Annotated in this window: 26 protein-coding genes; 15 read left to right on the forward strand and 11 right to left on the reverse strand. The window is 67.6% G+C overall.

Annotated elements, in window-relative coordinates:
* Positions 1 to 43 precede the first annotated feature (43 nt).
* Positions 44 to 868: a M48 family metalloprotease gene (locus ABXJ52_RS21715; RefSeq protein WP_367044295.1), complete on the reverse strand. Its 825-nt coding sequence runs from the start codon at positions 866 to 868 to the stop codon at positions 44 to 46.
* Positions 869 to 889: 21 nt separating this feature from the next.
* Here ABXJ52_RS21715 and ABXJ52_RS21720 point away from each other — a divergent pair, with 21 nt between their 5' ends.
* Complete coding sequence (locus ABXJ52_RS21720; RefSeq protein WP_367044296.1) at positions 890 to 1015, forward strand: hypothetical protein; 126 nt, start codon at positions 890 to 892, stop codon at positions 1013 to 1015.
* A gap of 199 nt (positions 1016 to 1214) precedes the next feature.
* Here the strand turns inward: ABXJ52_RS21720 and ABXJ52_RS21725 are convergent, their stop codons facing one another.
* From ABXJ52_RS21725 to ABXJ52_RS21745, 5 genes are all read right to left on the reverse strand, one after another.
* Positions 1215 to 1712 carry a Pycsar system effector family protein gene (locus ABXJ52_RS21725; protein WP_367044297.1) on the reverse strand — a complete coding sequence of 166 codons (498 nt, stop codon included), beginning with the start codon at positions 1710 to 1712 and terminating at the stop codon, positions 1215 to 1217.
* Positions 1709 to 2755 (reverse strand): hypothetical protein, encoded by a 1047-nt coding sequence (locus ABXJ52_RS21730; RefSeq protein ID WP_367044298.1) that lies wholly within the window; start codon positions 2753 to 2755, stop codon positions 1709 to 1711. Before ABXJ52_RS21730 ends, ABXJ52_RS21725 begins: the two co-directional genes overlap by 4 nt.
* Before the next feature lie 21 nt (positions 2756 to 2776).
* Positions 2777 to 4927, reverse strand: coding sequence for a hypothetical protein (locus tag ABXJ52_RS21735; RefSeq protein WP_367044299.1), 2151 nt, complete (start codon positions 4925 to 4927; stop codon positions 2777 to 2779).
* Positions 4924 to 5661 carry a hypothetical protein gene (locus tag ABXJ52_RS21740; RefSeq protein WP_367044300.1) on the reverse strand — a complete coding sequence of 246 codons (738 nt, stop codon included), beginning with the start codon at positions 5659 to 5661 and terminating at the stop codon, positions 4924 to 4926. Before ABXJ52_RS21740 ends, ABXJ52_RS21735 begins: the two co-directional genes overlap by 4 nt.
* Positions 5662 to 5785: 124 nt before the next feature.
* Complete coding sequence (locus tag ABXJ52_RS21745; RefSeq protein ID WP_367044301.1) at positions 5786 to 6514, reverse strand: Crp/Fnr family transcriptional regulator; 729 nt, start codon at positions 6512 to 6514, stop codon at positions 5786 to 5788.
* 386 nt (positions 6515 to 6900) lie between these two features.
* Here ABXJ52_RS21745 and rpsL point away from each other — a divergent pair, with 386 nt between their 5' ends.
* The 5 genes from rpsL (at position 6901) to ABXJ52_RS21770 (ending at position 11915) form a co-directional block, all read left to right on the forward strand.
* On the forward strand, positions 6901 to 7272 hold the full coding sequence (gene rpsL / locus ABXJ52_RS21750; RefSeq protein ID WP_003948652.1) for a 30S ribosomal protein S12: 372 nt from the start codon (positions 6901 to 6903) through the stop codon (positions 7270 to 7272).
* Between the two features lie 2 nt (positions 7273 to 7274).
* Entirely contained in the window at positions 7275 to 7745 is a 471-nt protein-coding gene (rpsG, locus tag ABXJ52_RS21755) for a 30S ribosomal protein S7 (protein ID WP_003974303.1), read from the forward strand.
* 39 nt (positions 7746 to 7784) lie between these two features.
* The gene (gene fusA / locus ABXJ52_RS21760; protein ID WP_367044304.1) at positions 7785 to 9911 is read left to right on the forward strand and encodes an elongation factor G; all 2127 of its coding nucleotides are present in this window, start codon (positions 7785 to 7787) and stop codon (positions 9909 to 9911) included.
* A 152-nt stretch (positions 9912 to 10063) separates the two neighbouring features.
* On the forward strand, positions 10064 to 11257 hold the full coding sequence (tuf, locus tag ABXJ52_RS21765) for an elongation factor Tu (protein WP_160506655.1): 1194 nt from the start codon (positions 10064 to 10066) through the stop codon (positions 11255 to 11257).
* A 151-nt stretch (positions 11258 to 11408) separates the two neighbouring features.
* Positions 11409 to 11915, forward strand: coding sequence for a hypothetical protein (locus ABXJ52_RS21770; RefSeq protein WP_367049171.1), 507 nt, complete (start codon positions 11409 to 11411; stop codon positions 11913 to 11915).
* Positions 11916 to 11927: 12 nt separating this feature from the next.
* Here the strand turns inward: ABXJ52_RS21770 and ABXJ52_RS21775 are convergent, their stop codons facing one another.
* From ABXJ52_RS21775 to ABXJ52_RS21795, 5 genes are all read right to left on the reverse strand, one after another.
* Complete coding sequence (locus ABXJ52_RS21775; RefSeq protein WP_367044306.1) at positions 11928 to 12185, reverse strand: hypothetical protein; 258 nt, start codon at positions 12183 to 12185, stop codon at positions 11928 to 11930.
* Complete coding sequence (locus tag ABXJ52_RS21780) at positions 12182 to 12529, reverse strand: hypothetical protein (protein WP_367044307.1); 348 nt, start codon at positions 12527 to 12529, stop codon at positions 12182 to 12184. The genes ABXJ52_RS21775 and ABXJ52_RS21780 overlap by 4 nt, the downstream gene beginning before the upstream one ends.
* Positions 12530 to 12827: 298 nt before the next feature.
* On the reverse strand, positions 12828 to 13442 hold the full coding sequence (locus tag ABXJ52_RS21785; protein ID WP_367044308.1) for a Uma2 family endonuclease: 615 nt from the start codon (positions 13440 to 13442) through the stop codon (positions 12828 to 12830).
* Positions 13443 to 13491: 49 nt separating this feature from the next.
* A complete protein-coding gene (locus tag ABXJ52_RS21790; protein ID WP_367044309.1) occupies positions 13492 to 14415 on the reverse strand; it encodes a helix-turn-helix domain-containing protein in 924 nt (307 codons plus the stop codon).
* 250 nt (positions 14416 to 14665) lie between these two features.
* Complete coding sequence (locus tag ABXJ52_RS21795; RefSeq protein WP_367044310.1) at positions 14666 to 15136, reverse strand: ATP-binding protein; 471 nt, start codon at positions 15134 to 15136, stop codon at positions 14666 to 14668.
* Positions 15137 to 15317: 181 nt separating this feature from the next.
* On the opposite strand from ABXJ52_RS21795, the gene ABXJ52_RS21800 reads away from it, so the two are divergent.
* The 9 genes from ABXJ52_RS21800 (at position 15318) to rpsS (ending at position 20282) form a co-directional block, all read left to right on the forward strand.
* Positions 15318 to 16193: a helix-turn-helix transcriptional regulator gene (locus ABXJ52_RS21800; protein WP_367044311.1), complete on the forward strand. Its 876-nt coding sequence runs from the start codon at positions 15318 to 15320 to the stop codon at positions 16191 to 16193.
* Entirely contained in the window at positions 16190 to 16399 is a 210-nt protein-coding gene (locus ABXJ52_RS21805; protein ID WP_367044312.1) for a DUF397 domain-containing protein, read from the forward strand. Before ABXJ52_RS21800 ends, ABXJ52_RS21805 begins: the two co-directional genes overlap by 4 nt.
* Positions 16400 to 16404: 5 nt before the next feature.
* Positions 16405 to 16614 (forward strand): DUF397 domain-containing protein, encoded by a 210-nt coding sequence (locus tag ABXJ52_RS21810; RefSeq protein WP_367044313.1) that lies wholly within the window; start codon positions 16405 to 16407, stop codon positions 16612 to 16614.
* 454 nt (positions 16615 to 17068) lie between these two features.
* Positions 17069 to 17377: a 30S ribosomal protein S10 gene (gene rpsJ / locus ABXJ52_RS21815; RefSeq protein ID WP_003948644.1), complete on the forward strand. Its 309-nt coding sequence runs from the start codon at positions 17069 to 17071 to the stop codon at positions 17375 to 17377.
* A 13-nt stretch (positions 17378 to 17390) separates the two neighbouring features.
* Positions 17391 to 18035 (forward strand): 50S ribosomal protein L3, encoded by a 645-nt coding sequence (rplC, locus tag ABXJ52_RS21820; RefSeq protein WP_361182338.1) that lies wholly within the window; start codon positions 17391 to 17393, stop codon positions 18033 to 18035.
* A 7-nt stretch (positions 18036 to 18042) separates the two neighbouring features.
* Complete coding sequence (gene rplD / locus ABXJ52_RS21825) at positions 18043 to 18696, forward strand: 50S ribosomal protein L4 (protein ID WP_367044314.1); 654 nt, start codon at positions 18043 to 18045, stop codon at positions 18694 to 18696.
* Entirely contained in the window at positions 18696 to 19112 is a 417-nt protein-coding gene (gene rplW / locus ABXJ52_RS21830) for a 50S ribosomal protein L23 (protein WP_160506660.1), read from the forward strand. Before rplD ends, rplW begins: the two co-directional genes overlap by 1 nt.
* Positions 19113 to 19151: 39 nt before the next feature.
* Positions 19152 to 19988: a 50S ribosomal protein L2 gene (rplB, locus tag ABXJ52_RS21835; RefSeq protein WP_367044315.1), complete on the forward strand. Its 837-nt coding sequence runs from the start codon at positions 19152 to 19154 to the stop codon at positions 19986 to 19988.
* 12 nt (positions 19989 to 20000) lie between these two features.
* Positions 20001 to 20282 carry a 30S ribosomal protein S19 gene (gene rpsS / locus ABXJ52_RS21840; protein WP_160506662.1) on the forward strand — a complete coding sequence of 94 codons (282 nt, stop codon included), beginning with the start codon at positions 20001 to 20003 and terminating at the stop codon, positions 20280 to 20282.
* Positions 20283 to 20291: the final 9 nt, after the last annotated feature.

A 20291-nucleotide genomic window follows, 5' to 3' on the forward strand; every position in this document is an offset into this window, starting at 1 on the left:
TGATGGGCGGTCATCCCGAGAGGGGTGGCCGCCCTTCGGCGTTTCAGTGGCCGGGCTGTTGGAGCTGTCGCTGGAGCCGCTGCAGCCGGGTGTGGAGATCTGGTCTCGAGGAGAGCAGTGAAGGCGCCGGGAGGAGACGGCCCTGCCGGTGGACCGGAACGGGGGGCTTCGAGGCCTCCTCATCGGTGATGAAGCGCTGCAGGACCGCGACCAATTGGGGGCCGAAACCGCGCAGCGCCGCGGCCCGGTCGGCACGCAACTCGGCACGCCGGCTCACGGCGGCGAGCAGCCATGGAGTGAGCGCCAGCAGGAGCAACCAGGGGAACAGGAAGAGCAGGACCAGCCCGGCCAGGATCGCGAGCAGGAGGAGCCGACGCTTGGCTTCCCGGGCCTCGTGTCGCCGATGGGGGAGCGCGTACCGGTGCAGAGCCTGCAGGACACGCCAGAGGAGGCGTCCGGGCAGGGCGTACCAGTTGCTCAGGAGCGCGGACCATGAGTGCCCCGCGACATGGTGGCTGAGTTCATGGGCCAGCACGGCCGCGAGCTGGCTCGGCGGGAGGCGTAGCGCTGCCGAGGTGACGGTCACGATGTGTCCCGCTGCGGCCTCCGCGTTGAGTTCTTCGCTTTCCGCGATCCAGAGTTGGTACGTGACCGCGTCCGCTCCGAAGCGGGCCGTGACATCGCGCCAGACCGGTTCCAGTTGGCCGGCCTCGACGAGGGACGGCGGCCTGTGGCCGAAGACATGGTGGGCCAAGAACGCCTCCGTCGGGCGGTGGAAGATCAGCGCACCGCTGAGCAGCCACCCGATGACGGGGGCCCAGAGGGAGATGCCGGTCGCGCTCTGCAGTGCATATGCCAGACCGGCCACGACAAGGAGGCTGGCCGCCGCGTGCGGCAGGTGAAGGGCCAGCGATCCGACGGCGAGGGCGTCAACGCCCCTGCGGCGGGCCGCTATGTGGATGCGACCGCCGTGGGGGACGTGCACGTCGTACGCCTGGGCATCCGCGTCCGCTGACGGCCCCGTCCCGGAGGCGCTGGGTATTCGGGATGCCTCTGGTTCCGCGTCCCTTGACGGCTTCGGTGAGGTATTGGGTGTGCGTGGTGCCTGTGCGGAAGTAGGCCCGGGGTAGGGGGGTGACGCCGACGGATCGTATTCGGGGTACTCCGGTTCGTGCGGCTGGGACATGGTGCTCCTTCCTTCGGTACGGGCTTCCTCAGCCGAGCAGCAGGGCCGCGGGGAGGAGCAGGGTCGCCGCTGTGAGGGCCAGGAGCCCGGCGCGTACGCACAGGTGTTTGTGCGCGGCGATCGTGCTGGTTGCCGCAAGTGCGTTCACAAGCAGGGGGGTTGGGTCGCGGTCGGCTTCCGTCAGCGCCTGTGCCAGGACGCCGGAGTCGGCGGCGCGTCGGATGTCGCCGAAGTAGCCGAGTGGCAGCCCGGGCTCCCAGTCGCTCTTGCGGTAGCGGGGCACGACGGCGAGGAGCATCGAGAGCAGGGAGGCCGCGAGTGAGCAGACTCCGCTCCACCAGACGGCGGCCCAGGGCAGGGCGAGCCGGGACGGGTCCCAGCCACGGCTCACGACGAGGCCGCCGAGCAGCCCTACTGCCATCGCGATAGCACCGACCACTACGGCCGCCTTGCTGTCGGCGCGACTGATCTCGGCCCGCACCTCGGTGAGCAGCCTGGCGCCGGACTGCGATTCCTCGGTTGTCATACGGACTCGGCCCGGCCCTCGAAGTGCTGGGCGGCCGGATCGGGTGGCTTGCGCAGCGGGTCTTCGGGCTGTGCGTCCGTGGAAGCGTTCATCGACTGCGTGAACATGGCCCTGAACAGCGCGAGTACCAGCTGCTGGGGCTCCTCCAGCTGGTACTTCTCCAGGGTTTCCTCGGGCAGAACCCGGTCGATGAGCCCGAGCTGGTTCTCGATCATCCTCGCCTCGTCGGCGCGGAGGTTCTCCACGACCAAGCCGGTGTCCTGCGTGTGCTCGGCCAGGTGGAGAAGGAGCGCGTCGAGTCCGCCTTTGGCGAGGTGGTGGCGGTAGAACGCGATCTTCCGCGCCTTGAGATCTTGCTGGTGTTCCAGCCGCAGCAGCTCCACCTCGTGTTCGGACAGCACGGCGGCAACGTCGTACTGGGCCGCGCGCTCGCCGGGATCGCGACGCAGCCGCGCTGTGCCGCCGAGCCGCAGGCCTTGCCTCGCCGCGTGGTCGCCGGAGGCATCGAGGACCTGCTGTACGGATTCCTCGGCGCGCGCACTCGAGGAAATGGGGAACTTACGGGTGACGGGGCGCAGCAGGCGGTGCAGCAGGCGGTTCAGCAGAGCGGGGATGTCGCGTTCCTGGCTGATGACGAAGCGTTCCGGGTCGGTCACCTGCCAGGTGAGATCGAAGGTGGTGTCGAACTCGAAGCTGTCGACGTCACTGGGCAGACGGGTGCGCAGGCGCAGGGGATGAACGCCGAGATCGACCTCGTACGCGGCGGTCCTGCCGCGGAGAGTTGTGGGGCGTCGCGGAGGCAGAAACGTCTCGTAGAAGGCTCCGGGCCCGGCGATCACGAGAGCGCAGTCGGCGCGCCCCAGAAAGCGGCGGCCCGGGAAGTCATAGCGTGACAGTTCGCGCACCGCGAGGACGGGGTCGATCAGCCGTGTGGGCCGGCTGCTCGGCAGGGCGTGTGCGTCGTCGTTGTCGGCTGCCTCGCGCGGTCCCTCTCGGGACGACTGGGGGGTCTGGTTTACAGGATGATCCTTGTCCGTTGCCACGGCGGGTTCCTCTCCGGCTCATTACTGCGCCGCGACGACCGCACGCAGGCGGTGCGTCACGTGCAGGGGCCTGCCATCGGCGTCGTGTGCCGTGCGCAGGAGGTGATCGATCCGTTGCCGGTCCGTCTCGGTGTCGGCGAGGGCGGCCAGCAGTGGCGTCAAGGCTTGCTCGGTGTATGAGTCGCGCTCCGCCGCACGGACCCACTCCTGCAAGGTTTCCCGGGCGCCGTCGGTGTGGGCGCGGTCGCGCAGCCCGGCACGCCAGAGGCCGGCGACGAGTTCGTCCTCGTTGCTGTCGGGGGAGGAACGGGCATCGGCGAACCACTTCAGGACGAGAGGGCGGTCCGTGCCCTCCTCAAACTCATCGCAGGCGAGACCGAAGGCACGCAGTGCGTGGTCGTACAGGGCGTCGTCGTGCTGCGCTTGGACGCCCTGGGCCAGGGAGGCGAGTCGCGGGAGCACCGGCTCATGCGCCGCGAGCAGCAACAGCTGCGTGGCTTCGGCGAGTTGGTTCACCTCCTCCTCCTCGTCGTTCTCCAGGCGCACGGTGTCGAGCAGCGCGTCCAGCGCCTCCACCGGCTGCATCGGGCCGAGAAGTCCGTAGACGCGGATCGCGGTCCATCGGCGGCTGGGGTGTTCTCCGGTGCACCAGGAATGCAGGATGCGGGACACGCCCCGCACCTCGAGCAGGCTGGCCAGACTGAGCGTGTTGGCGGCGGTCAGCCAGCCGTTGTAGGACGTGCCGCCGGCCCAGGGCTCGACCAGGTGTGCCATGGCGGAGGGCAGATCAGCCTCGGCGAGCACCGCAGTGGCCGCGGCGGCCCGGGTGCGAACCAGCGGGCGGCCGTCCTTCGCGAGGTGCTGGATCCAACGGACGAGAGCGGGGCGTGCGGAGGGATGTACCGTCCAGACCTCGTGCAGGAGCACGCTTGGGGTCCGCGTGTCCTGGAACTCGGCCCTGTACTGGGAGACCGGGCCCCATTCGGTGACCTCGTCCTGTGTACTGCCGACGGCGTGGGCGAGTTCGAGGCGCGATGCCGTGGAGCTGCCGAAGATCGGGATGACGGGTGGCTCGTCGGGGTTGGCCGTCCTCTGGAGTTCGACGAAGAGTCTGTCGCCTAGTTCCGCGGCGATCGCGTACGGGGCCTTGTCGAAGACGGCGAGAGCAATGAGGAACGCCTTGTCACGCAGTTCGGCGCCGCGTTCCTTCTCCGGCGACGTGAGCCATCCGGAGACCCGGTCCGCCAGGGCCGACCGAGCGAAGTCGACCAGTTTGCCCTCGTCGAGTTCGCCTCGGTGGTGCGCGGCGAGTTGCTCCGCGAACCTCTTGGTCTCGCCCGGCTGGTGCGTACGGCCGAGGAAGTCCTCGACGGACGCGAGCAGCCGCAGCCGCTCCCATGCTTTGCTGCCGGCCAGGGCCCTGACATGGGCGCGGAGCACGTCCGCGACCGGCGGTGGTTCCCACAGGACGCAAGGGACCTCGCCAAGGAACGCTGACGTGTCGACAGTGATCACGAACCGGCCGCCGTTCCGCTGCAGCTTCTCCCGCATGCCCAGAACATGGGGCTCCAGGAGCGGACGGCTGCGGCTGGTCGACAGGTCGAGCAGGAGGAAACCGGGAGAGTCCTCAAGGGCATCCGGCAACGCCGTCGGGGCTGTGCCCGGGTCGAAAAACTGTATGGGCCGGGCGCCGAGCCGATGCAGCAGCATGAGCGCCGCGGACCGGCGGCCGGTACCCCGGCTCCCCCTGAGGACGACGACATGGTCGTCCCGGAGTCGCTCAAGGGCCGCGTCGAAGCTCGGGCAGCTCTGGAAGACGGCCGCCACCTGATCGACGTCCTCGGGGCGGACCTGGCCGGACACCGAGCGGGATCGCGCGCCGAAGCTCTGAGGGCCGAGGTTGAAGTTGACGTCGCCCGCGACGTGGCCACCGGTGACGCCGAGCTGGTCGCGTGAGACCAGACTGCCGATGAAGTCGGGTGCGTGGTCGATCAGGTCGCGGCGGGCGGCCCAGGCCGGCTGCCGTTCCTCCGGTTCCTGATCCTGCTCCTTGCCCGAGTCGCCGTCGGACGTGTTCTCGTCCGTCTTGGCGGCGTCCGGCTCCGGCTTCTCACCCTTCTCCGGCCGCTCGCCCTTCGGCGCCTTCTCCGGTTTGGCCTCTTCCGCGCTCATTTCCGGTCACCCCGCTCCGAGCCCCGCAGGTCGAAGTTGAGGTTGCCGTCGACCTGGCCGCCGGTGACTCCGTACTGCGAGCCCATGATGTGGGTGCCGGTGGGAAAGGGGGCAGTGGGGGAGGCGGCGTTCGGCCGGGAGTCCCCGCGGTCGTCGCCCTGCTCGTGCGCCGCCACCCGGCGCAGCCAGGCGCTGGTCGGCCCTTCCTTGGTCTGCACGGCGACCTGGTGGAACTCCTCGGGGCGAACGCCGTGATGGCCGTGGCGTACGACGCCCTGGTAGACGGCGTCGGAGACACAGAGGACGCTGCTGTCGGCGCCGGTCCGCAGGGCCTCGCGCAGTGGCTCGGCGTCCAACAGGCGGAAGGCATGGTTCAGGTCCCCTCCGACCCAGCCCTTCTCGTCCACGCCGACGTATCCGGCCGCCAGTACGACGCGCAGCCGCATCCGGGTGCTGCCCGCCATCAGCCGGTTCTTGGCGTGCAGCAGCATCGGGGTCTCGGTGAGAAGCGCCTTCAGCAGCCTGGACACCGGAACATTCGCGTCGATGAGTTCGACGACGGAGTCACCTCGGTCGGCGCGGAGCCGAGCCGTTTCGCTTACGTCGGCCGCGGTGAGGGTGTCGTCGGCGACGTCGTAGAGCATGCGTCGGAGGAAGGCCTGCTCGACATCGTCTCTGGTGCCGAACTGCTCGATGTCGAAGAGCAGGATCGTGCGGTGCAGGTGGTCGGCCATGTCTGCCTCTCGCCGGTTCGGGCTGTCGAACAGCACGATGGCGCGGCCGGGCGAGAGGGCGAAGGGACGATGACACGTACGACGTGTGACCGTGTGCACAGAGCGACGTTTCGTTACTGATGGATCACTCGCTGCCGCTGCTGCCGCCGACTCCGGCTATGCGGCGCAGGATATCCGGCCGGACGACGACGACGCGGCGGCGGCTAGTGACGACGACCTGCCGGTCGCGTAACTCCTTCAGGAGCCGGGCGACCGCCTCGCGCGACGATCCGACCGAACCCGCGAACTCCTGCTGGCTGAGCGGGACGGTGAGCTCGATGCCCTTCTCGGTCCGCGTGCCGTGAGTGCGTATGAGGTCGAGCAGGAGGACGGCGAGCCGCTCGCGCACCGTGAGCGCCGCCCACTCCAGTCGGCGGCGGTCGGTCGAGCGCTGTCGGTCGGTGGCAAGGCCGAGGAGCTTGAGCGCCACCTGAGGGCTGCCGCCGAGGAACCCGGTGAAGCGGCCCTGCTCGATGGCGACCGCCTCGATCTGCTCCAGTGCCGTCACGGTGGCAGAGCGGCCGCGACCGCTGAGGGCCGCGCCCTCGCCGACGATGTCGCCGGGGCCCCGAAGGGCGAGGAGGGCCTCGTACCCATTGGCCGCGGTCGCCGTGACCTTGGTCCAGCCCTGCAGGAGCAGCAGGATGTGGCTGGACGGCTCTTCCTGGCGCATGAGCACGCCGCGTGCGGGATAGCTCAGGGGCCGGCCGATGGCGAGCAGGGCCGTGCGGTCGTCCCTCTCGAGGCGCGCGAGGAAGGGCACCCGGTCGTCCAGGCCGTCGTCATCCCATGCGTGCGCTTGCCCCCCGGCCATCCCGCTGCCCCCGTGTTCACGTGCGCCGATGCCATTGATCTCGCAACCAGTCAACGTACTTGAGGCAGCCGTCCGGGGAACGGGCGGCAATCGGCCCCGCTGGCCGAGACCGGTCACATCGGAGCCGAAAAGCCCGGCGTGTCGCCCCCCACCGCATTTGTTTTGACCGAACCCGATGAGGTAGGTACGCTCAGACCTTGTGCCTGGGGTGTGCCTGGGCTCGTGCGCGTGTCTTCAGCCGCTGTGCGAGTCCGATAACGGCCACCGCAATCTGCGCTCCTTTCCGCCTTGCGGCGGGAGTCCGCAGGATTCGACACACCCGACCGCGTGGGTCGGTGACGTTCCAGGTTAGCTTTACCATTCGGCACACAGAAACCGGAGAAGTAGTGCCTACGATCCAGCAGCTGGTCCGGAAGGGCCGGCAGGACAAGGTCGAGAAGAACAAGACGCCCGCGCTCGAGGGATCGCCCCAGCGCCGCGGCGTCTGCACGCGTGTGTTCACGACCACCCCGAAGAAGCCGAACTCGGCCCTGCGTAAGGTCGCGCGTGTGCGTCTGACCTCCGGGATCGAAGTCACCGCTTACATTCCGGGTGAGGGACACAACCTGCAGGAGCACTCCATCGTGCTCGTGCGTGGTGGCCGTGTGAAGGACCTGCCGGGTGTTCGCTACAAGATCATCCGCGGCTCCCTTGACACCCAGGGCGTCAAGAACCGCAAGCAGGCCCGCAGCCGCTACGGCGCCAAGAAGGAGAAGTAAGAATGCCTCGTAAGGGCCCCGCCCCGAAGCGCCCGGTCATCATCGACCCGGTCTACGGTTCTCCTCTGGTGACCTCCCTCATCAACAAGGTGCTGCTGAACGGCAAGCGCTCCACCGCCGAGCGCATCGTGTACGGCGCCATGGAGGGCCTGCGCGAGAAGACCGGCAACGACCCGGTCATCACGCTCAAGCGCGCGCTCGAGAACATCAAGCCGACCCTCGAGGTCAAGTCCCGCCGCGTCGGCGGTGCGACCTACCAGGTTCCGATCGAGGTCAAGCCCGGTCGCGCCAACACGCTGGCCCTGCGCTGGCTGGTCGGTTACTCCCGCGCCCGTCGCGAGAAGACGATGACCGAGCGTCTCCTCAACGAGCTCCTCGACGCCTCCAACGGCCTTGGTGCCGCTGTGAAGAAGCGCGAGGACACCCACAAGATGGCCGAGTCCAACAAGGCCTTCGCGCACTACCGCTGGTAGTCGCTACCCACATCGAGACCGAGAGAAGACTGAGCCGATATGGCTACCACTTCACTTGACCTGGCCAAGGTGCGCAACATCGGCATCATGGCCCACATCGACGCGGGCAAGACGACGACCACCGAGCGGATCCTGTTCTACACCGGTGTGTCGTACAAGATCGGTGAGGTCCACGACGGCGCCGCGACCATGGACTGGATGGAGCAGGAGCAGGAGCGTGGCATCACGATCACCTCTGCTGCCACCACCTGTCACTGGCCGATGAACGACGTCGACCACACCATCAACATCATCGACACCCCGGGCCACGTCGACTTCACCGTCGAGGTGGAGCGTTCGCTCCGCGTGCTCGACGGTGCCGTGACGGTGTTCGACGGCGTCGCCGGTGTTGAGCCCCAGTCCGAGACCGTGTGGCGTCAGGCGGACCGCTACGGCGTCCCGCGCATCTGCTTCGTCAACAAGCTCGACCGCACGGGTGCCGAGTTCCACCGCTGCGTCGACATGATCGTCGACCGCCTCGGTGCGACCCCGATCGTCATGCAGCTGCCCATCGGCGCAGAGGCTGACTTCAAGGGCGTCGTCGACCTCGTCACCATGAAGGCCTTCGTCTGGTCCGCCGAGACCAAGATGGGCGAGGCCTACGACATCGTCGACATCCCCGACACGCACGTCGAGGCTGCCGATGAGTACCGCGGCAAGCTGCTCGAGGCCGTCGCCGAGAACGACGAGCAGATGATGGAGCTGTACCTCGAGGGCCAGGAGCCCACCGAGGAGCAGCTGTACGAGGCCATCCGCCGCATCACCATCGCCTCCGGCAAGGGCGGCGACACCACCGTCACCCCCGTGTTCTGTGGCACCGCGTTCAAGAACAAGGGCGTCCAGCCCCTGCTCGACGCGGTCGTGCGTTACCTGCCTTCGCCCCTGGACGTCGAGGCCATCGAGGGCCACGACGTCAAGGACCCCGAGACGGTCGTCAAGCGCAAGCCTTCGGACGAGGAGCCGCTTTCGGCTCTCGCGTTCAAGATCGCGAGCGACCCGCACCTCGGCAAGCTCACCTTCGTCCGGATCTACTCCGGTCGCCTCCAGGCCGGCACCGCGGTGCTGAACTCGGTCAAGGGCAAGAAGGAGCGCATCGGCAAGATCTACCGCATGCACGCGAACAAGCGTGAGGAGATCGAGTCGGTGGGCGCCGGTGACATCGTCGCCGTCATGGGCCTGAAGCAGACCACCACCGGTGAGACGCTGTGTGACGACAAGAAGCCGGTCATCCTGGAGTCCATGGACTTCCCGGCGCCGGTCATTCAGGTCGCCATCGAGCCCAAGTCCAAGGGTGACCAGGAGAAGCTGGGTGTAGCCATCCAGCGTCTCTCGGAGGAGGACCCCTCCTTCCAGGTTCACTCGGACGAGGAGACCGGCCAGACCATCATCGGTGGTATGGGCGAGCTTCACCTCGAGGTGCTCGTCGACCGCATGAAGCGCGAGTTCCGCGTCGAGGCGAACGTCGGCAAGCCCCAGGTCGCGTACCGCGAGACGATCCGTCAGGCCGTCGAGCGCGTGGACTACACCCACAAGAAGCAGACCGGTGGTACCGGTCAGTTCGCCAAGGTGCAGATCGCGATCGAGCCCATCGACAGCGGCGACGCTTCGTACGAGTTCGTGAACAAGGTCACCGGTGGCCGTATCCCGCGGGAGTACATCCCGTCGGTGGACGCCGGTGCGCAGGAGGCCATGCAGTTCGGCATCCTGGCGGGCTACGAGATGACTGGTGTTCGCATCACGCTTCTCGACGGCGCCTACCACGAGGTCGACTCCTCCGAGCTCGCCTTCAAGATCGCCGGTTCGCAGGCCTTCAAGGAGGCCGCGCGTAAGGCCAAGCCCGTGCTGCTCGAGCCGATGATGGCCGTTGAGGTCACCACGCCCGAGGACTACATGGGTGATGTCATCGGTGACATCAACTCCCGTCGTGGCCAGATCCAGGCCATGGAGGAGCGCAGCGGCGCTCGCGTCGTGAAGGGCCTCGTGCCCCTCTCGGAGATGTTCGGCTACGTCGGAGACCTCCGCAGCAAGACGTCGGGTCGCGCAAGCTACTCAATGCAGTTCGACTCCTACGCCGAGGTTCCGCGGAACGTCGCCGAGGAGATCATCGCGAAGGCCAAGGGCGAGTAACTCACCCGAGTTGACGCTTTAGGCTTGACTCCGGAGTCTCCGGGGCATTCCGACCCTCTTCGGGCCGGGTGCCCCGGGCCCCGGGTATCCCAGCAAAGATCACCTGGCGCCGATGAAGCAAGGCGTACAGAACCACTCCGCAGGAGGATTCAGTGGCGAAGGCAAAGTTCGAGCGGACTAAGCCGCACGTCAACATCGGCACCATCGGTCACATTGACCACGGTAAGACGACCCTCACGGCCGCCATTACCAAGGTGCTGCACGACGCTTACCCCGAGCTGAACGAGGCCTCGGCCTTCGACCAGATCGACAAGGCTCCCGAGGAGCGCCAGCGCGGTATCACGATCTCGATCGCGCACGTCGAGTACCAGACGGAGACGCGTCACTACGCGCACGTCGACTGCCCGGGTCACGCGGACTACATCAAGAACATGATCACGGGTGCCGCGCAGATGGACGGCGCCATCCTCGTGGTCGCCGCCACCGACGGCCCGATGCCGCAGACCAAGGAGCACGTGCTCCTGGCCCGCCAGGTCGGCGTTCCGTACATCGTCGTCGCCCTGAACAAGGCCGACATGGTGGACGACGAGGAGATCCTGGAGCTCGTCGAGCTCGAGGTCCGTGAGCTCCTCTCCGAGTACGAGTTCCCGGGCGACGACCTGCCGGTCGTCAAGGTCTCGGCGCTCAAGGCGCTCGAGGGCGACAAGGAGTGGGGTGAGTCCGTCCTCAACCTGATGAAGGCTGTCGACGAGTCCATCCCGGAGCCCGAGCGTGACGTCGACAAGCCGTTCCTGATGCCGATCGAGGACGTCTTCACGATCACCGGTCGTGGCACCGTCGTCACCGGTCGTATCGAGCGCGGCATCCTCAAGGTCAACGAGACCGTCGACATCATCGGCATCAAGACCGAGAAGACCACCACCACGGTCACCGGCATCGAGATGTTCCGCAAGCTGCTCGACGAGGGCCAGGCCGGTGAGAACGTCGGTCTGCTCCTCCGTGGCATCAAGCGCGAGGACGTCGAGCGCGGCCAGGTCATCATCAAGCCCGGTTCGGTCACGCCGCACACCGAGTTCGAGGCCCAGGCCTACATCCTGTCGAAGGACGAGGGTGGCCGTCACACCCCCTTCTTCAACAACTACCGCCCGCAGTTCTACTTCCGCACCACGGACGTGACCGGCGTCGTGACCCTCCCCGAGGGCACCGAGATGGTCATGCCGGGCGACAACACTGAGATGACCGTTGAGCTCATCCAGCCCGTCGCGATGGAAGAGGGCCTGAAGTTCGCCATCCGTGAGGGTGGCCGGACCGTCGGCGCCGGCCAGGTCACCAAGATCAACAAGTAAGCATTTCGCTTGCGCGTTGATCGGGGAGACCCGGTTGCTCTGAACTGAGAGCACCAGCAGTACCTAGCAGTAGCGGGAGGGCCCGTACGACTTCGGTCGTACGGGCCCTTCTGTGTTGGTGGTCGTAACCGTGGTGCGAGGGGGACCAGTGATGATCAAACGTGGTGCACGCTCTGTCGCAGCACTGGCTGTCGGCCTCTTCCTCTCCGCGTGTTCCGTCCCGGACGCGGGCGATCGCCCTGTGACCGAAGGACGTGACTGGCACTGGGACAAAGAGGCAGGAGCGGACGAAGCTTCAGCCTTCATGGATGTGGCGGTGCCCAGGGGAGCGGCCGAGGTCAAGGGCGCAGTTCAGATCAACCCGCAGGAGGACGTCTACTTCCTGTCCTTCGTCACCGGCGAGAAGGATGCCGAAGACATCGCGGAAGCCCTCCACCCGGAAGAGCCCCTTCGGGCAGGTAAAGCGGAAGCCGTACCGAAGGCGGAGCTCTTCGGGCATCTGGGGCTGGCCGAGCCGCAGAGCCTGGAGGGAACACGCTGGGCAGGCGTTTGTCCGCCGTGCGTCAACGACGACCGTCGCAAGAAGGTTCAGTGGATCGAGATCCACGTCCAGGCTCTCAAGTCCGATCGGGCACGGGTCTACCTGCAGGCGTTCTGAGACCTTCAGGACTCAGAAGCCCAGGTAAGTGAGCTGGACGACGTAGACGCGTTCGCTGCGTACGACGATCTGGTACCGGAACATCCCGCCGGGCACGGTGATGTCGCCGCCCTTCGGGTCGACGCCTTGGTGACCGCGACCGTGTACGTACAGGGCTTCGGTCGCCCGGACCAGTTCCGCGGCCTTGCGCTCCACTTCGGCGAGAAAAGCCGGTGACGCGGTGCGGGCGGCCTCCTCGGCCGCGAAGGCGTACTCCCAGCTCCAGCTCAAGTCCGGACGGCCTTCATGGCCTCGTCCAGGACGGCGCTCAGCTCGCGCAATGCCTCTTGGGCGACGGCGGCGTCCTCATGCTCCAGATCCCGCGTGGCGCGGGCGTGCCGGGCGGACAGGTCGGGGCGGCGGGCGATCTCGATGTCCCGGGCCCAGGCGAGGACCCAGCTCTGCACCGGGCTGAGGGACTGCCATTCGACGGCCTTGGCGAAGGCCTCGTCCTTGGTCCGCTGCATCTCCGGCAGGCGCGCGGGGGCGACGACGGCGAGGGCGGCGCGCAGGGCGCCCGGGGTCTGCTCAGGGCGGGGCGCCAGCTCGTGCCCGTGATCGGCCTGCGTGCACATGGAGTCCTCCCGGGAGTGCCCTGGCCAGGTTAGTCGGCCGGGGCTCCCGGGGTGTGGGGACGCGAACATTGCTGAGTGTTTCCCCTGGTCAGTGCGCGTACGACTGGTCTGGCCCGGGTCCGTTCCGTGTGTGGCTGGACGTGCGGGACCGGCAGCTGGCAGAAGTGGTCGGCGAGGCGGCCCACCATCCGTGGACCGCGCGCTATGACGTCCACCTCGATGTTCTGGTGCAGCCGTCGAGTTCGTGATCCAGCGGCTGGACGACTGGCGCCGACGCCTTTTGGCCCGCGGGGAGGGCCTATGCGCCCGCCCCGCCGGTCTGGTCCTCGTAACGGGGCAGGCCCTCCGTCGAGATCGTCCACTCGGCGACGGTGACGTCCTCGCCGTAGTCGAAGTCCGTACGGGTGGCGTAGCGCGGGCCCTGCGGGGTCGGGTGGATCTCGGAGAGAACCGCGCCGGTTCCCGTGCGCGGGTCGAAGATCGCGTAGATGGGGATGCCCAGGAGCGGGTAGTCCCGCATCTTGCTCACCCAGTCGTTGTCCGGGTTGGAGCGGGAGACGACCTCGATGGCGGCGATGAGCGTGCGGGGGTCGAAGGAACCGTCCCCCTCCATGTCGGCCTCGGCGATCACGATGATGTCCGGGAGTCGCAGGATGCCCTCGGGTGCGTCTTCCACGTCGGGCGCTCCGGTGTGGGCCACGAGTGCGTCCGGCATGATCGCCTCCAGGCGCTTGCGCAGGCGTAGCGCCGTGAGTTCGTGCCGCTTGATCGGCGCCATCATGTCGTGGACGATCCCTTCCCTGGTGATCTCGAACTTGCCCGGAATCGTGTCGTCCATCGACTGAACGACCTCCCGCATCGTCCGGTACACGTGGTTTACGTCCTGCCGTGCGTTGTCCGGGGCGATGGTCATGGCGTGCGCTCCTCGTCTGTGCCCAGGGGCAAGGGTCGTCACGTTCATGCTAGGCGGCCTCCATGGAGTCGGGTCGGCAGTCGCGGCAGCGGCCTGGTTCGGGGGCGCGGAAGGCGCGGTCGCAGGCGTCGCAGTTCTGGAGCGGCTGCCGGGCGGGCGCCGGGCCGTGGAAGGGGGGTGGGGGCGGGAGGAGCGCTGTCAGGCGGTGGGCGAGCAGTGCGGCGGGGCGGCGTGGGCCTTCGGGCGGCAGGTCGTGAGTGAGGGCGTGGACTACGGAGGTGGGGGCGACCTCGCGTTCCAGCCAGGTGGCGACGCCGGGGGCTAGGTGGGTGGTGTCGCGGGCCGAGAGGAGCAGACGCGGGTCCTCGTGGCGCAGGTCGGCGAGGAGGTCGGTGGCCTGCTGGAGGAGGGCGGAGGCGGGGAAGGCCGGGCGCGGTACGGCGGGGAGGAGGCGGGGCTGTCTCGGGGGTGCGTGGGTGGACGGGGCCGTATTGGTCTCGGACGGCGGTGTGGTCGACCTCGGGGTGGGGGAGTGCGGGCGGCGCTGGGCCGCCGCGTGTGGCTGGTTGCAGGAGGTTGTACGGGTGATGATGCGGCCGGCGGGGGTGCGTTCGCGTTCGCGGCGCAGGTAGCCGTGGGCCTCCAGCTCGCGCAGGGCGGCGGCGATACGGGTCGAGCCCTCAGGGAAGCGGGCGGTGAGCGTCTTGATGTCGACGCGGGCCCCGGTGGGCAGTGACTGCATGTGGCAGCCCAGGCCGATCGCCAGGAGGGAGAGCTCCTGGTGTTGGGTGAGGTGGTTGCCGATCACCGTGAAGCGGGTGGTGTGGCGGGTGTTGTCGTGGGCGATGCCGGAGGGGCGCGCAGCGGTGGGGCGGGGCTGGCTGCGGGGGCGCCGGGTCGCTCGTGCGTGGGATTGACTGCCGCCAAGGGCGGACTGGGCGCGCGGGGGCGCGCTAGGGTTCTGGGTGTCCATCGGGAAGCTCTTCTCTTCCTCGGTGGTCAGGCCCTCGATCGGGATTGCGAGTCCCGGCCGGGGGCCGTCGCATGTCTGCTGTTGTTTCGCCTACTGGGGCTGAGACTAAGGCAGTTGGGGGAGCGGAAATCCAGCTGAGCCGGTGATGTTCACTCGCGTGAGTGAGCGGGCTGTTGGTCGTTGCCGACGGCGCTCGGGCGGGCGCGCCTGCGGGTGGGTGGGGTGGGGTTTGGTGGGTCCTTTCTCCCTCTCAGGTTTCTTGGGGAAAGGCGCCAGTGGTACCGGAGCCTGGGGGGACGGGTTCCGGTGGCGTGAGGCTCAGTTCGGCCCAGAGGGTCTTTCGGGGGAACTGGTCCTCGGTCACTCCCCAGCGATGTGCCAGTGCCTCTACGAGGATCAGGCCGCGCCCTGATTCCGCTTCGGGGGACGGTAGTTGGGGAGCGGGGAGCCGTTCAGGTCGAGTGTCCGTGACCTCGATGCGGAGGGTGTCGGGGGACGCGTAGAGCGCTAGGCGGAAGTCGCGCCCGGGGACGCGGCCGTGGGTCGCGGCGTTGGCGGACAGCTCGGCGACGATCTGGCGGGCCGGGTCCAGAGGCATTCCCCACGAGCGGAGCTGCTCGGTTGCGAGGAGGCGCGCGAGGCGGGCTCCGCGAGGCGTGGGGGAGAGCTGGACGCTGAAGTGGCGTGTGGTGCACGGGAGTTCGGCGGTTTCCTGATTCACGTCACTCAGCGTGGCCTTCGCCTTCTACGCTGCCCAGTGACATGGCGGTTGCGTACGGTGACTGTCCAGGTTTTGTCCAGGGCTGTACTGGCTGTCCAGGGCCACGGACGGGTACGGCGTTGACGGTACGTGGCGGGGAGTTCGGTCAGGCGGGAGGCGTGGGCGGATGGAACAGGCGAGTGTGGCGGCGACGGTGAGTGAGCGGGAGCCGGATCGGGAACCGGAGGAGCCGGGGTGGGAGGTCGACCCGGAGGATGAGCAAGGCGCGGCGATCGTCGCCTTCGTGGGGCGACAGCTGCGGGCCCGGCGGGAGGCTGCCGGGCTGCGGGCCGCCGAGTTCGCGGCGGCGATGGGATATGGGGAGGGGCTCGTCTACAAGGTGGAGTCCGGGAAGCGGATCCCGCGGGGCGAGTACCTGGAGAAGGCGGACGAGGTGCTGGGGGCGGGGGGTTCCGTCGCGGCGATGCGGGAGGACGTGGCGGAGGCTCGGTATCCGAAGAAGGTGCGTGATCTGGCGAGGATGGAGGCGCAGGCGGTTGAGCTGACGGCTTACGGCAACCACAACTTGCATGGGCTGTTGCAGACCAAGGGGTACGCGCAGGCGCTGTTCGCGATGCGGCGCCCGGCTCTGGAGCAGGGCCGGATGGAGCAGCTCGTCTCCGCTCGACTGGCCCGGCAGTCGATCTTCGAGCGGGAACCCGCTCCCGCGCTGAGCTTTGTGCAGGAGGAGGTGACGCTACGGCGCCCGATCGGAGGCAAGATGGTATTGCGCGCGCAACTCGAAAGGCTCCTGGAACTAGGTGAGTTGCGGACCGTGGAGATCCAGGTCATGCCTACAGGCCGAGAGGACCACGCTGGTATGAGCGGTGAGATGCAGGTGCTGAAGTTCAGGGACGGTGCGGCGGTCGGTCGCTCCGAGGGGGAGTTCGGCAGCCGCCCCGTATCTGATCTGAAGCAGCTCCGGATCATCGAACTGCGGTGTGGCATTATCCGGGCTCAGGCGCTCACGCCAGGGGAGTCGCTGGTCTTCATCGAGCAGGTGCTGGGAGAGACATGATCCGCAAGACCTCCGCCGGGGACTCGTCTGAGCTGGCCTGGTTCAAGAGCAGCTACAGCAGCAACAGCAATGAACCTGACTGCGTCGAGGTCGCCCACGCTCCCGGCGCGGTCCACGTTCGCGACTCCAAGGACTCCTTGGGCCCCCGCTTCGCCGTGAGCGGCAAGCCGTGGGCGGACTTCGTCGCGTACGCCTCCGGGAGCTGAGAGGCATGACCGGCAAGGCTCCCGCCGGGGACTCGTCCGAGCTGGCCTGGTTCAAGAGCAGCTACAGCAGCAACAGCAATGAACCTGACTGCGTCGAGGTCGCCCACGCTCCCGGCGCGGTCCACGTTCGCGACTCCAAGGACGCACAGGGCCCCCGTCTCGCGGTGCGCGTCACCGCGTGGACACGCTTTGTGACGTACGCCTCCGGGAACTGACTCGGGGGAGCCAGGAGCCACCCCAGGTTTCACCTTCGGTATCCGCCGGGTACGATCCCAAGCTTCGATTAGCCAGGCCCTACGCCCGTATGGCAGACTATCGGGGTTGCTCGGTTGAGTGCCGATGCTGCGCGCCTCCCGCCGGGGGGACCGGAAGCGAGTCCCACAGTACTCGTCGCCCCATCTGCCAAACGGTCGTAAAAAGCCCGCAGGCAGCGCTGGAGCGGACGTACGGGAATCTTCTGGGAAGTGCAGTGCGGACGCTCGGCCAGGCGCCCGGTGGGTTTCTTCCCCCGGACCCGCGGTCATCTGGGCCGCAGCCCCTAGCAGGGAAATCCTTCGGGAAATCTCCGTGAGCGGGACTGCGACACGCCCGACCGCGTGGGTCGGAGGAAGTAGAAAAAAGGGCCTCCCGGGAGCCAGAGCCTTCGAGACAAAGGACTACCAAGTAGCCATGGCGGGACAGAAGATCCGCATCCGGCTCAAGGCCTACGACCACGAGGTCATCGACTCTTCGGCGAAGAAGATCGTCGAGACGGTGACTCGCACTGGTGCGTCGGTCGCGGGCCCGGTGCCGCTGCCCACTGAGAAGAACGTGTACTGCGTCATCAAGTCGCCGCACAAGTACAAGGACTCTCGCGAGCACTTCGAGATGCGCACGCACAAGCGCCTGATCGACATCCTCGACCCGACGCCCAAGACCGTTGACTCGTTGATGCGCCTGGACCTTCCGGCCGGCGTCGACATCGAGATCAAGCTCTGAGAGGCGCGGACAGATGACTAAGCAGATCAAGGGCGTCCTGGGCGAGAAGCTCGGCATGACCCAGGTCTGGGACGAGAACAACCGTGTCGTCCCGGTCACCGTCGTCAAGGCCGGGCCCTGCGTCGTTACCCAGGTCCGTACGAATGACTCCGACGGCTACGAGTCGGTCCAGATCGCCTTCGGCGAGATCGACCCTCGCAAGGTGAACAAGCCCCTCAAGGGTCACTTCGCCAAGGCCGACGTGACCCCCCGCCGCCACCTGGTGGAGATCCGCACCCCCGACGCCAGCGAGTACACGCTTGGCCAGGAGGTGACTGCCGAGGTGTTCGAGTCCGGCGTCAAGGTTGACGTCACGGGCAAGAGCAAGGGCAAGGGCTTCGCCGGTGTCATGAAGCGTCACAACTTCAAGGGACTCGGCGCCGGTCACGGCACCCAGCGCAAGCACCGCTCTCCCGGTTCCATCGGTGGCTGTGCCACCCCGGGCCGTGTGTTCAAGGGCCTCCGCATGGCGGGCCGTATGGGCAACGAGCGGGTCACCACCCAGAACCTGACCGTTCACGCCGTTGACGCGGAGAAGGGCCTGCTCCTGATCAAGGGCGCAGTTCCCGGTCCGAACGGCGGCCTCGTCCTGGTCCGTACCGCGGCCAAGGGGGCTTGAGGAACCGATGAGCACCATTGACATCCTTTCGCCGGCAGGCGACAAGGCCGGGACCGTCGAGCTCCCCTCGGAGATCTTCGACGTAGAGAAGATCAGCATCCCGCTTCTCCACCAGGTCGTTGTCGCCCAGCTGGCCGCTGCCCGACAGGGCACGCACAAGACCAAGCGCCGCGGTGAAGTCCGCGGTGGTGGCAAGAAGCCTTACCGCCAGAAGGGCACCGGCCGCGCGCGCCAGGGTTCGACCCGTGCGCCGCAGTTCGCCGGCGGTGGCGTCGTCCACGGCCCGCAGCCGCGTGACTACTCGCAGCGGACCCCGAAGAAGATGAAGGCCGCGGCCCTGCGCCACGCCCTCACCGACCGGGCCCGCAACGCTCGTATCCACGTTGTCACCAACGTGGTCGAGGGCGACATCTCCACGAAGGCCGCGAAGACGCTGCTCGGCAAGGTCAGCGAGCGCAAGAACGTGCTCCTGGTCATCGACCGCGCGGACGAGACTTCGCTGCTCTCCGCCCGCAACCTGCCCCAGGTGCACATCCTGGAGCCGGGCCAGCTGAACACGTACGACGTGCTCGTCTCGGACGACGTGGTCTTCACCAAGGCCGCCTTCGAGTCCTTCGTGTCTGGCCCCAAGGCCGATGAGACCGAAGGGAGCGAAGCCTGATGGCTACGCGTCACCCGAGCATCGCCCCCAAGGCGGCCAAGGCTGCCAAGGCCGCGCGCGTCGCCAAGGCGAAGCGCCACGCCACCGAGGGCAAGAACACCGTTGAGACGCCGCTGAGCAAGAGCTTCACGGACCCCCGTGACGTCCTCGTCAAGCCGGTCGTCTCTGAGAAGAGCTACGCGCTTCTCGACGAGGGCAAGTACACCTTCGTCGTCGCGCCCGGCGCCAACAAGACCCAGATCAAGCAGGCCGTCGAGGCGGTCTTCTCGGTCAAGGTCACTGGGGTCAACACGATCAACCGCCAGGGCAAGCGCAAGCGCACCCGCACGGGGTTCGGTAAGCGCGCTGACACCAAGCGCGCGATCGTGACCCTTGCTGAGGGCGACCGTATCGACATCTTCGGCCAGGCCTCCTAACGGAGCGCCCTGGTCCGAATATCGGACGAGGACTGAGAAATGGGAATCCGCAAGTACAAGCCGACTACGCCGGGCCGTCGTGGCTCCTCCGTAGCCGACTTCGTCGAGGTAACGCGGTCCACGCCGGAGAAGTCGCTGGTCCGCCCGCTGCACAGCAAGGGCGGCCGTAACAACGCCGGTCGTGTGACCGTTCGCCACCAGGGTGGCGGACACAAGCGCGCCTACCGAGTGATCGACTTCCGTCGTCACGACAAGGACGGCGTGCCGGCGAAGGTCGCGCACATCGAGTACGACCCGAACCGCACCGCGCGCATCGCGCTCCTGCACTACGCGGACGGTGAGAAGCGCTACATCCTGGCCCCCCGCAACCTGTCGCAGGGTGACCGGGTCGAGAACGGACCGGGCGCGGACATCAAGCCGGGCAACAACCTGGCCCTCCGCAACATCCCGGTCGGTACGACCATTCACGCCATCGAGCTGCGGCCCGGCGGCGGCGCGAAGTTCGCCCGCTCCGCGGGTGCCTCCGTGCAGCTGCTGGCGAAGGAGGGCTCCATGGCCCACCTTCGTATGCCGTCCGGTGAGATCCGCCTGGTCGACGTCCGCTGCCGCGCCACGATTGGCGAGGTCGGCAACGCCGAGCAGTCGAACATCAACTGGGGCAAGGCCGGCCGTAAGCGCTGGCTTGGCGTTCGCCCGACCGTTCGCGGTGTGGCGATGAACCCGGTCGACCACCCGCACGGTGGTGGTGAAGGCAAGACCTCCGGTGGTCGCCACCCGGTCTCGCCGTGGGGTCAGAAGGAGGGTCGTACTCGTTCGCCGAAGAAGGCGAGCAGCAAGTACATCGTCCGCCGCCGCAAGACGAACAAGAAGCGCTAGGAGCGGGTTTAGATGCCGCGCAGTCTCAAGAAGGGACCCTTCGTCGACGGACACCTCATCAAGAAGGTGGATGTCCAGAACGAAGCAGGTTCCAAGAACGTCATCAAGACCTGGTCCCGTCGCTCGATGATCGTCCCGGCCATGCTGGGCCACACGATCGCGGTGCACAACGGCAAGACCCACATCCCGGTGTTCGTCACCGAGGCGATGGTCGGCCACAAGCTCGGCGAGTTCTCGCCGACTCGCACCTTCCGCGGCCACGTCAAGGACGACCGGAAGTCGAAGCGCCGCTAGCGCGGGGTG

It is taken from the genome of Streptomyces sp. Je 1-332 (assembly GCF_040730185.1).
Taxonomy (GTDB): domain Bacteria; phylum Actinomycetota; class Actinomycetes; order Streptomycetales; family Streptomycetaceae; genus Streptomyces.

Excerpts from the sequence above, each read along its gene's own strand:
- ABXJ52_RS21790 (WP_367044309.1), bottom strand. The coding sequence starts at position 14,415 with ATGGACACCCAGAACCCTAGCGCGCCCCCGCGCGCCCAGTCCGCCCTT.
- rpsJ (WP_003948644.1), top strand. The coding sequence starts at position 17,069 with ATGGCGGGACAGAAGATCCGCATCCGGCTCAAGGCCTACGACCACGAG.
- ABXJ52_RS21725 (WP_367044297.1), bottom strand. The coding sequence starts at position 1,712 with ATGACAACCGAGGAATCGCAGTCCGGCGCCAGGCTGCTCACCGAGGTG.
- rpsG (WP_003974303.1), top strand. The coding sequence starts at position 7,275 with ATGCCTCGTAAGGGCCCCGCCCCGAAGCGCCCGGTCATCATCGACCCG.
- ABXJ52_RS21810 (WP_367044313.1), top strand. The coding sequence starts at position 16,405 with ATGACCGGCAAGGCTCCCGCCGGGGACTCGTCCGAGCTGGCCTGGTTC.
- ABXJ52_RS21780 (WP_367044307.1), bottom strand. The coding sequence starts at position 12,529 with ATGTGCACGCAGGCCGATCACGGGCACGAGCTGGCGCCCCGCCCTGAG.
- ABXJ52_RS21770 (WP_367049171.1), top strand. The coding sequence starts at position 11,409 with ATGATCAAACGTGGTGCACGCTCTGTCGCAGCACTGGCTGTCGGCCTC.
- ABXJ52_RS21740 (WP_367044300.1), bottom strand. The coding sequence starts at position 5,661 with ATGGCCGACCACCTGCACCGCACGATCCTGCTCTTCGACATCGAGCAG.
- rplC (WP_361182338.1), top strand. The coding sequence starts at position 17,391 with ATGACTAAGCAGATCAAGGGCGTCCTGGGCGAGAAGCTCGGCATGACC.
- rplB (WP_367044315.1), top strand. The coding sequence starts at position 19,152 with ATGGGAATCCGCAAGTACAAGCCGACTACGCCGGGCCGTCGTGGCTCC.
- rpsS (WP_160506662.1), top strand. The coding sequence starts at position 20,001 with ATGCCGCGCAGTCTCAAGAAGGGACCCTTCGTCGACGGACACCTCATC.
- ABXJ52_RS21745 (WP_367044301.1), bottom strand. The coding sequence starts at position 6,514 with ATGGCCGGGGGGCAAGCGCACGCATGGGATGACGACGGCCTGGACGAC.
- rplD (WP_367044314.1), top strand. The coding sequence starts at position 18,043 with ATGAGCACCATTGACATCCTTTCGCCGGCAGGCGACAAGGCCGGGACC.
- ABXJ52_RS21805 (WP_367044312.1), top strand. The coding sequence starts at position 16,190 with ATGATCCGCAAGACCTCCGCCGGGGACTCGTCTGAGCTGGCCTGGTTC.
- rplW (WP_160506660.1), top strand. The coding sequence starts at position 18,696 with ATGGCTACGCGTCACCCGAGCATCGCCCCCAAGGCGGCCAAGGCTGCC.
- fusA (WP_367044304.1), top strand. The coding sequence starts at position 7,785 with ATGGCTACCACTTCACTTGACCTGGCCAAGGTGCGCAACATCGGCATC.
- ABXJ52_RS21785 (WP_367044308.1), bottom strand. The coding sequence starts at position 13,442 with ATGACCATCGCCCCGGACAACGCACGGCAGGACGTAAACCACGTGTAC.
- ABXJ52_RS21735 (WP_367044299.1), bottom strand. The coding sequence starts at position 4,927 with ATGAGCGCGGAAGAGGCCAAACCGGAGAAGGCGCCGAAGGGCGAGCGG.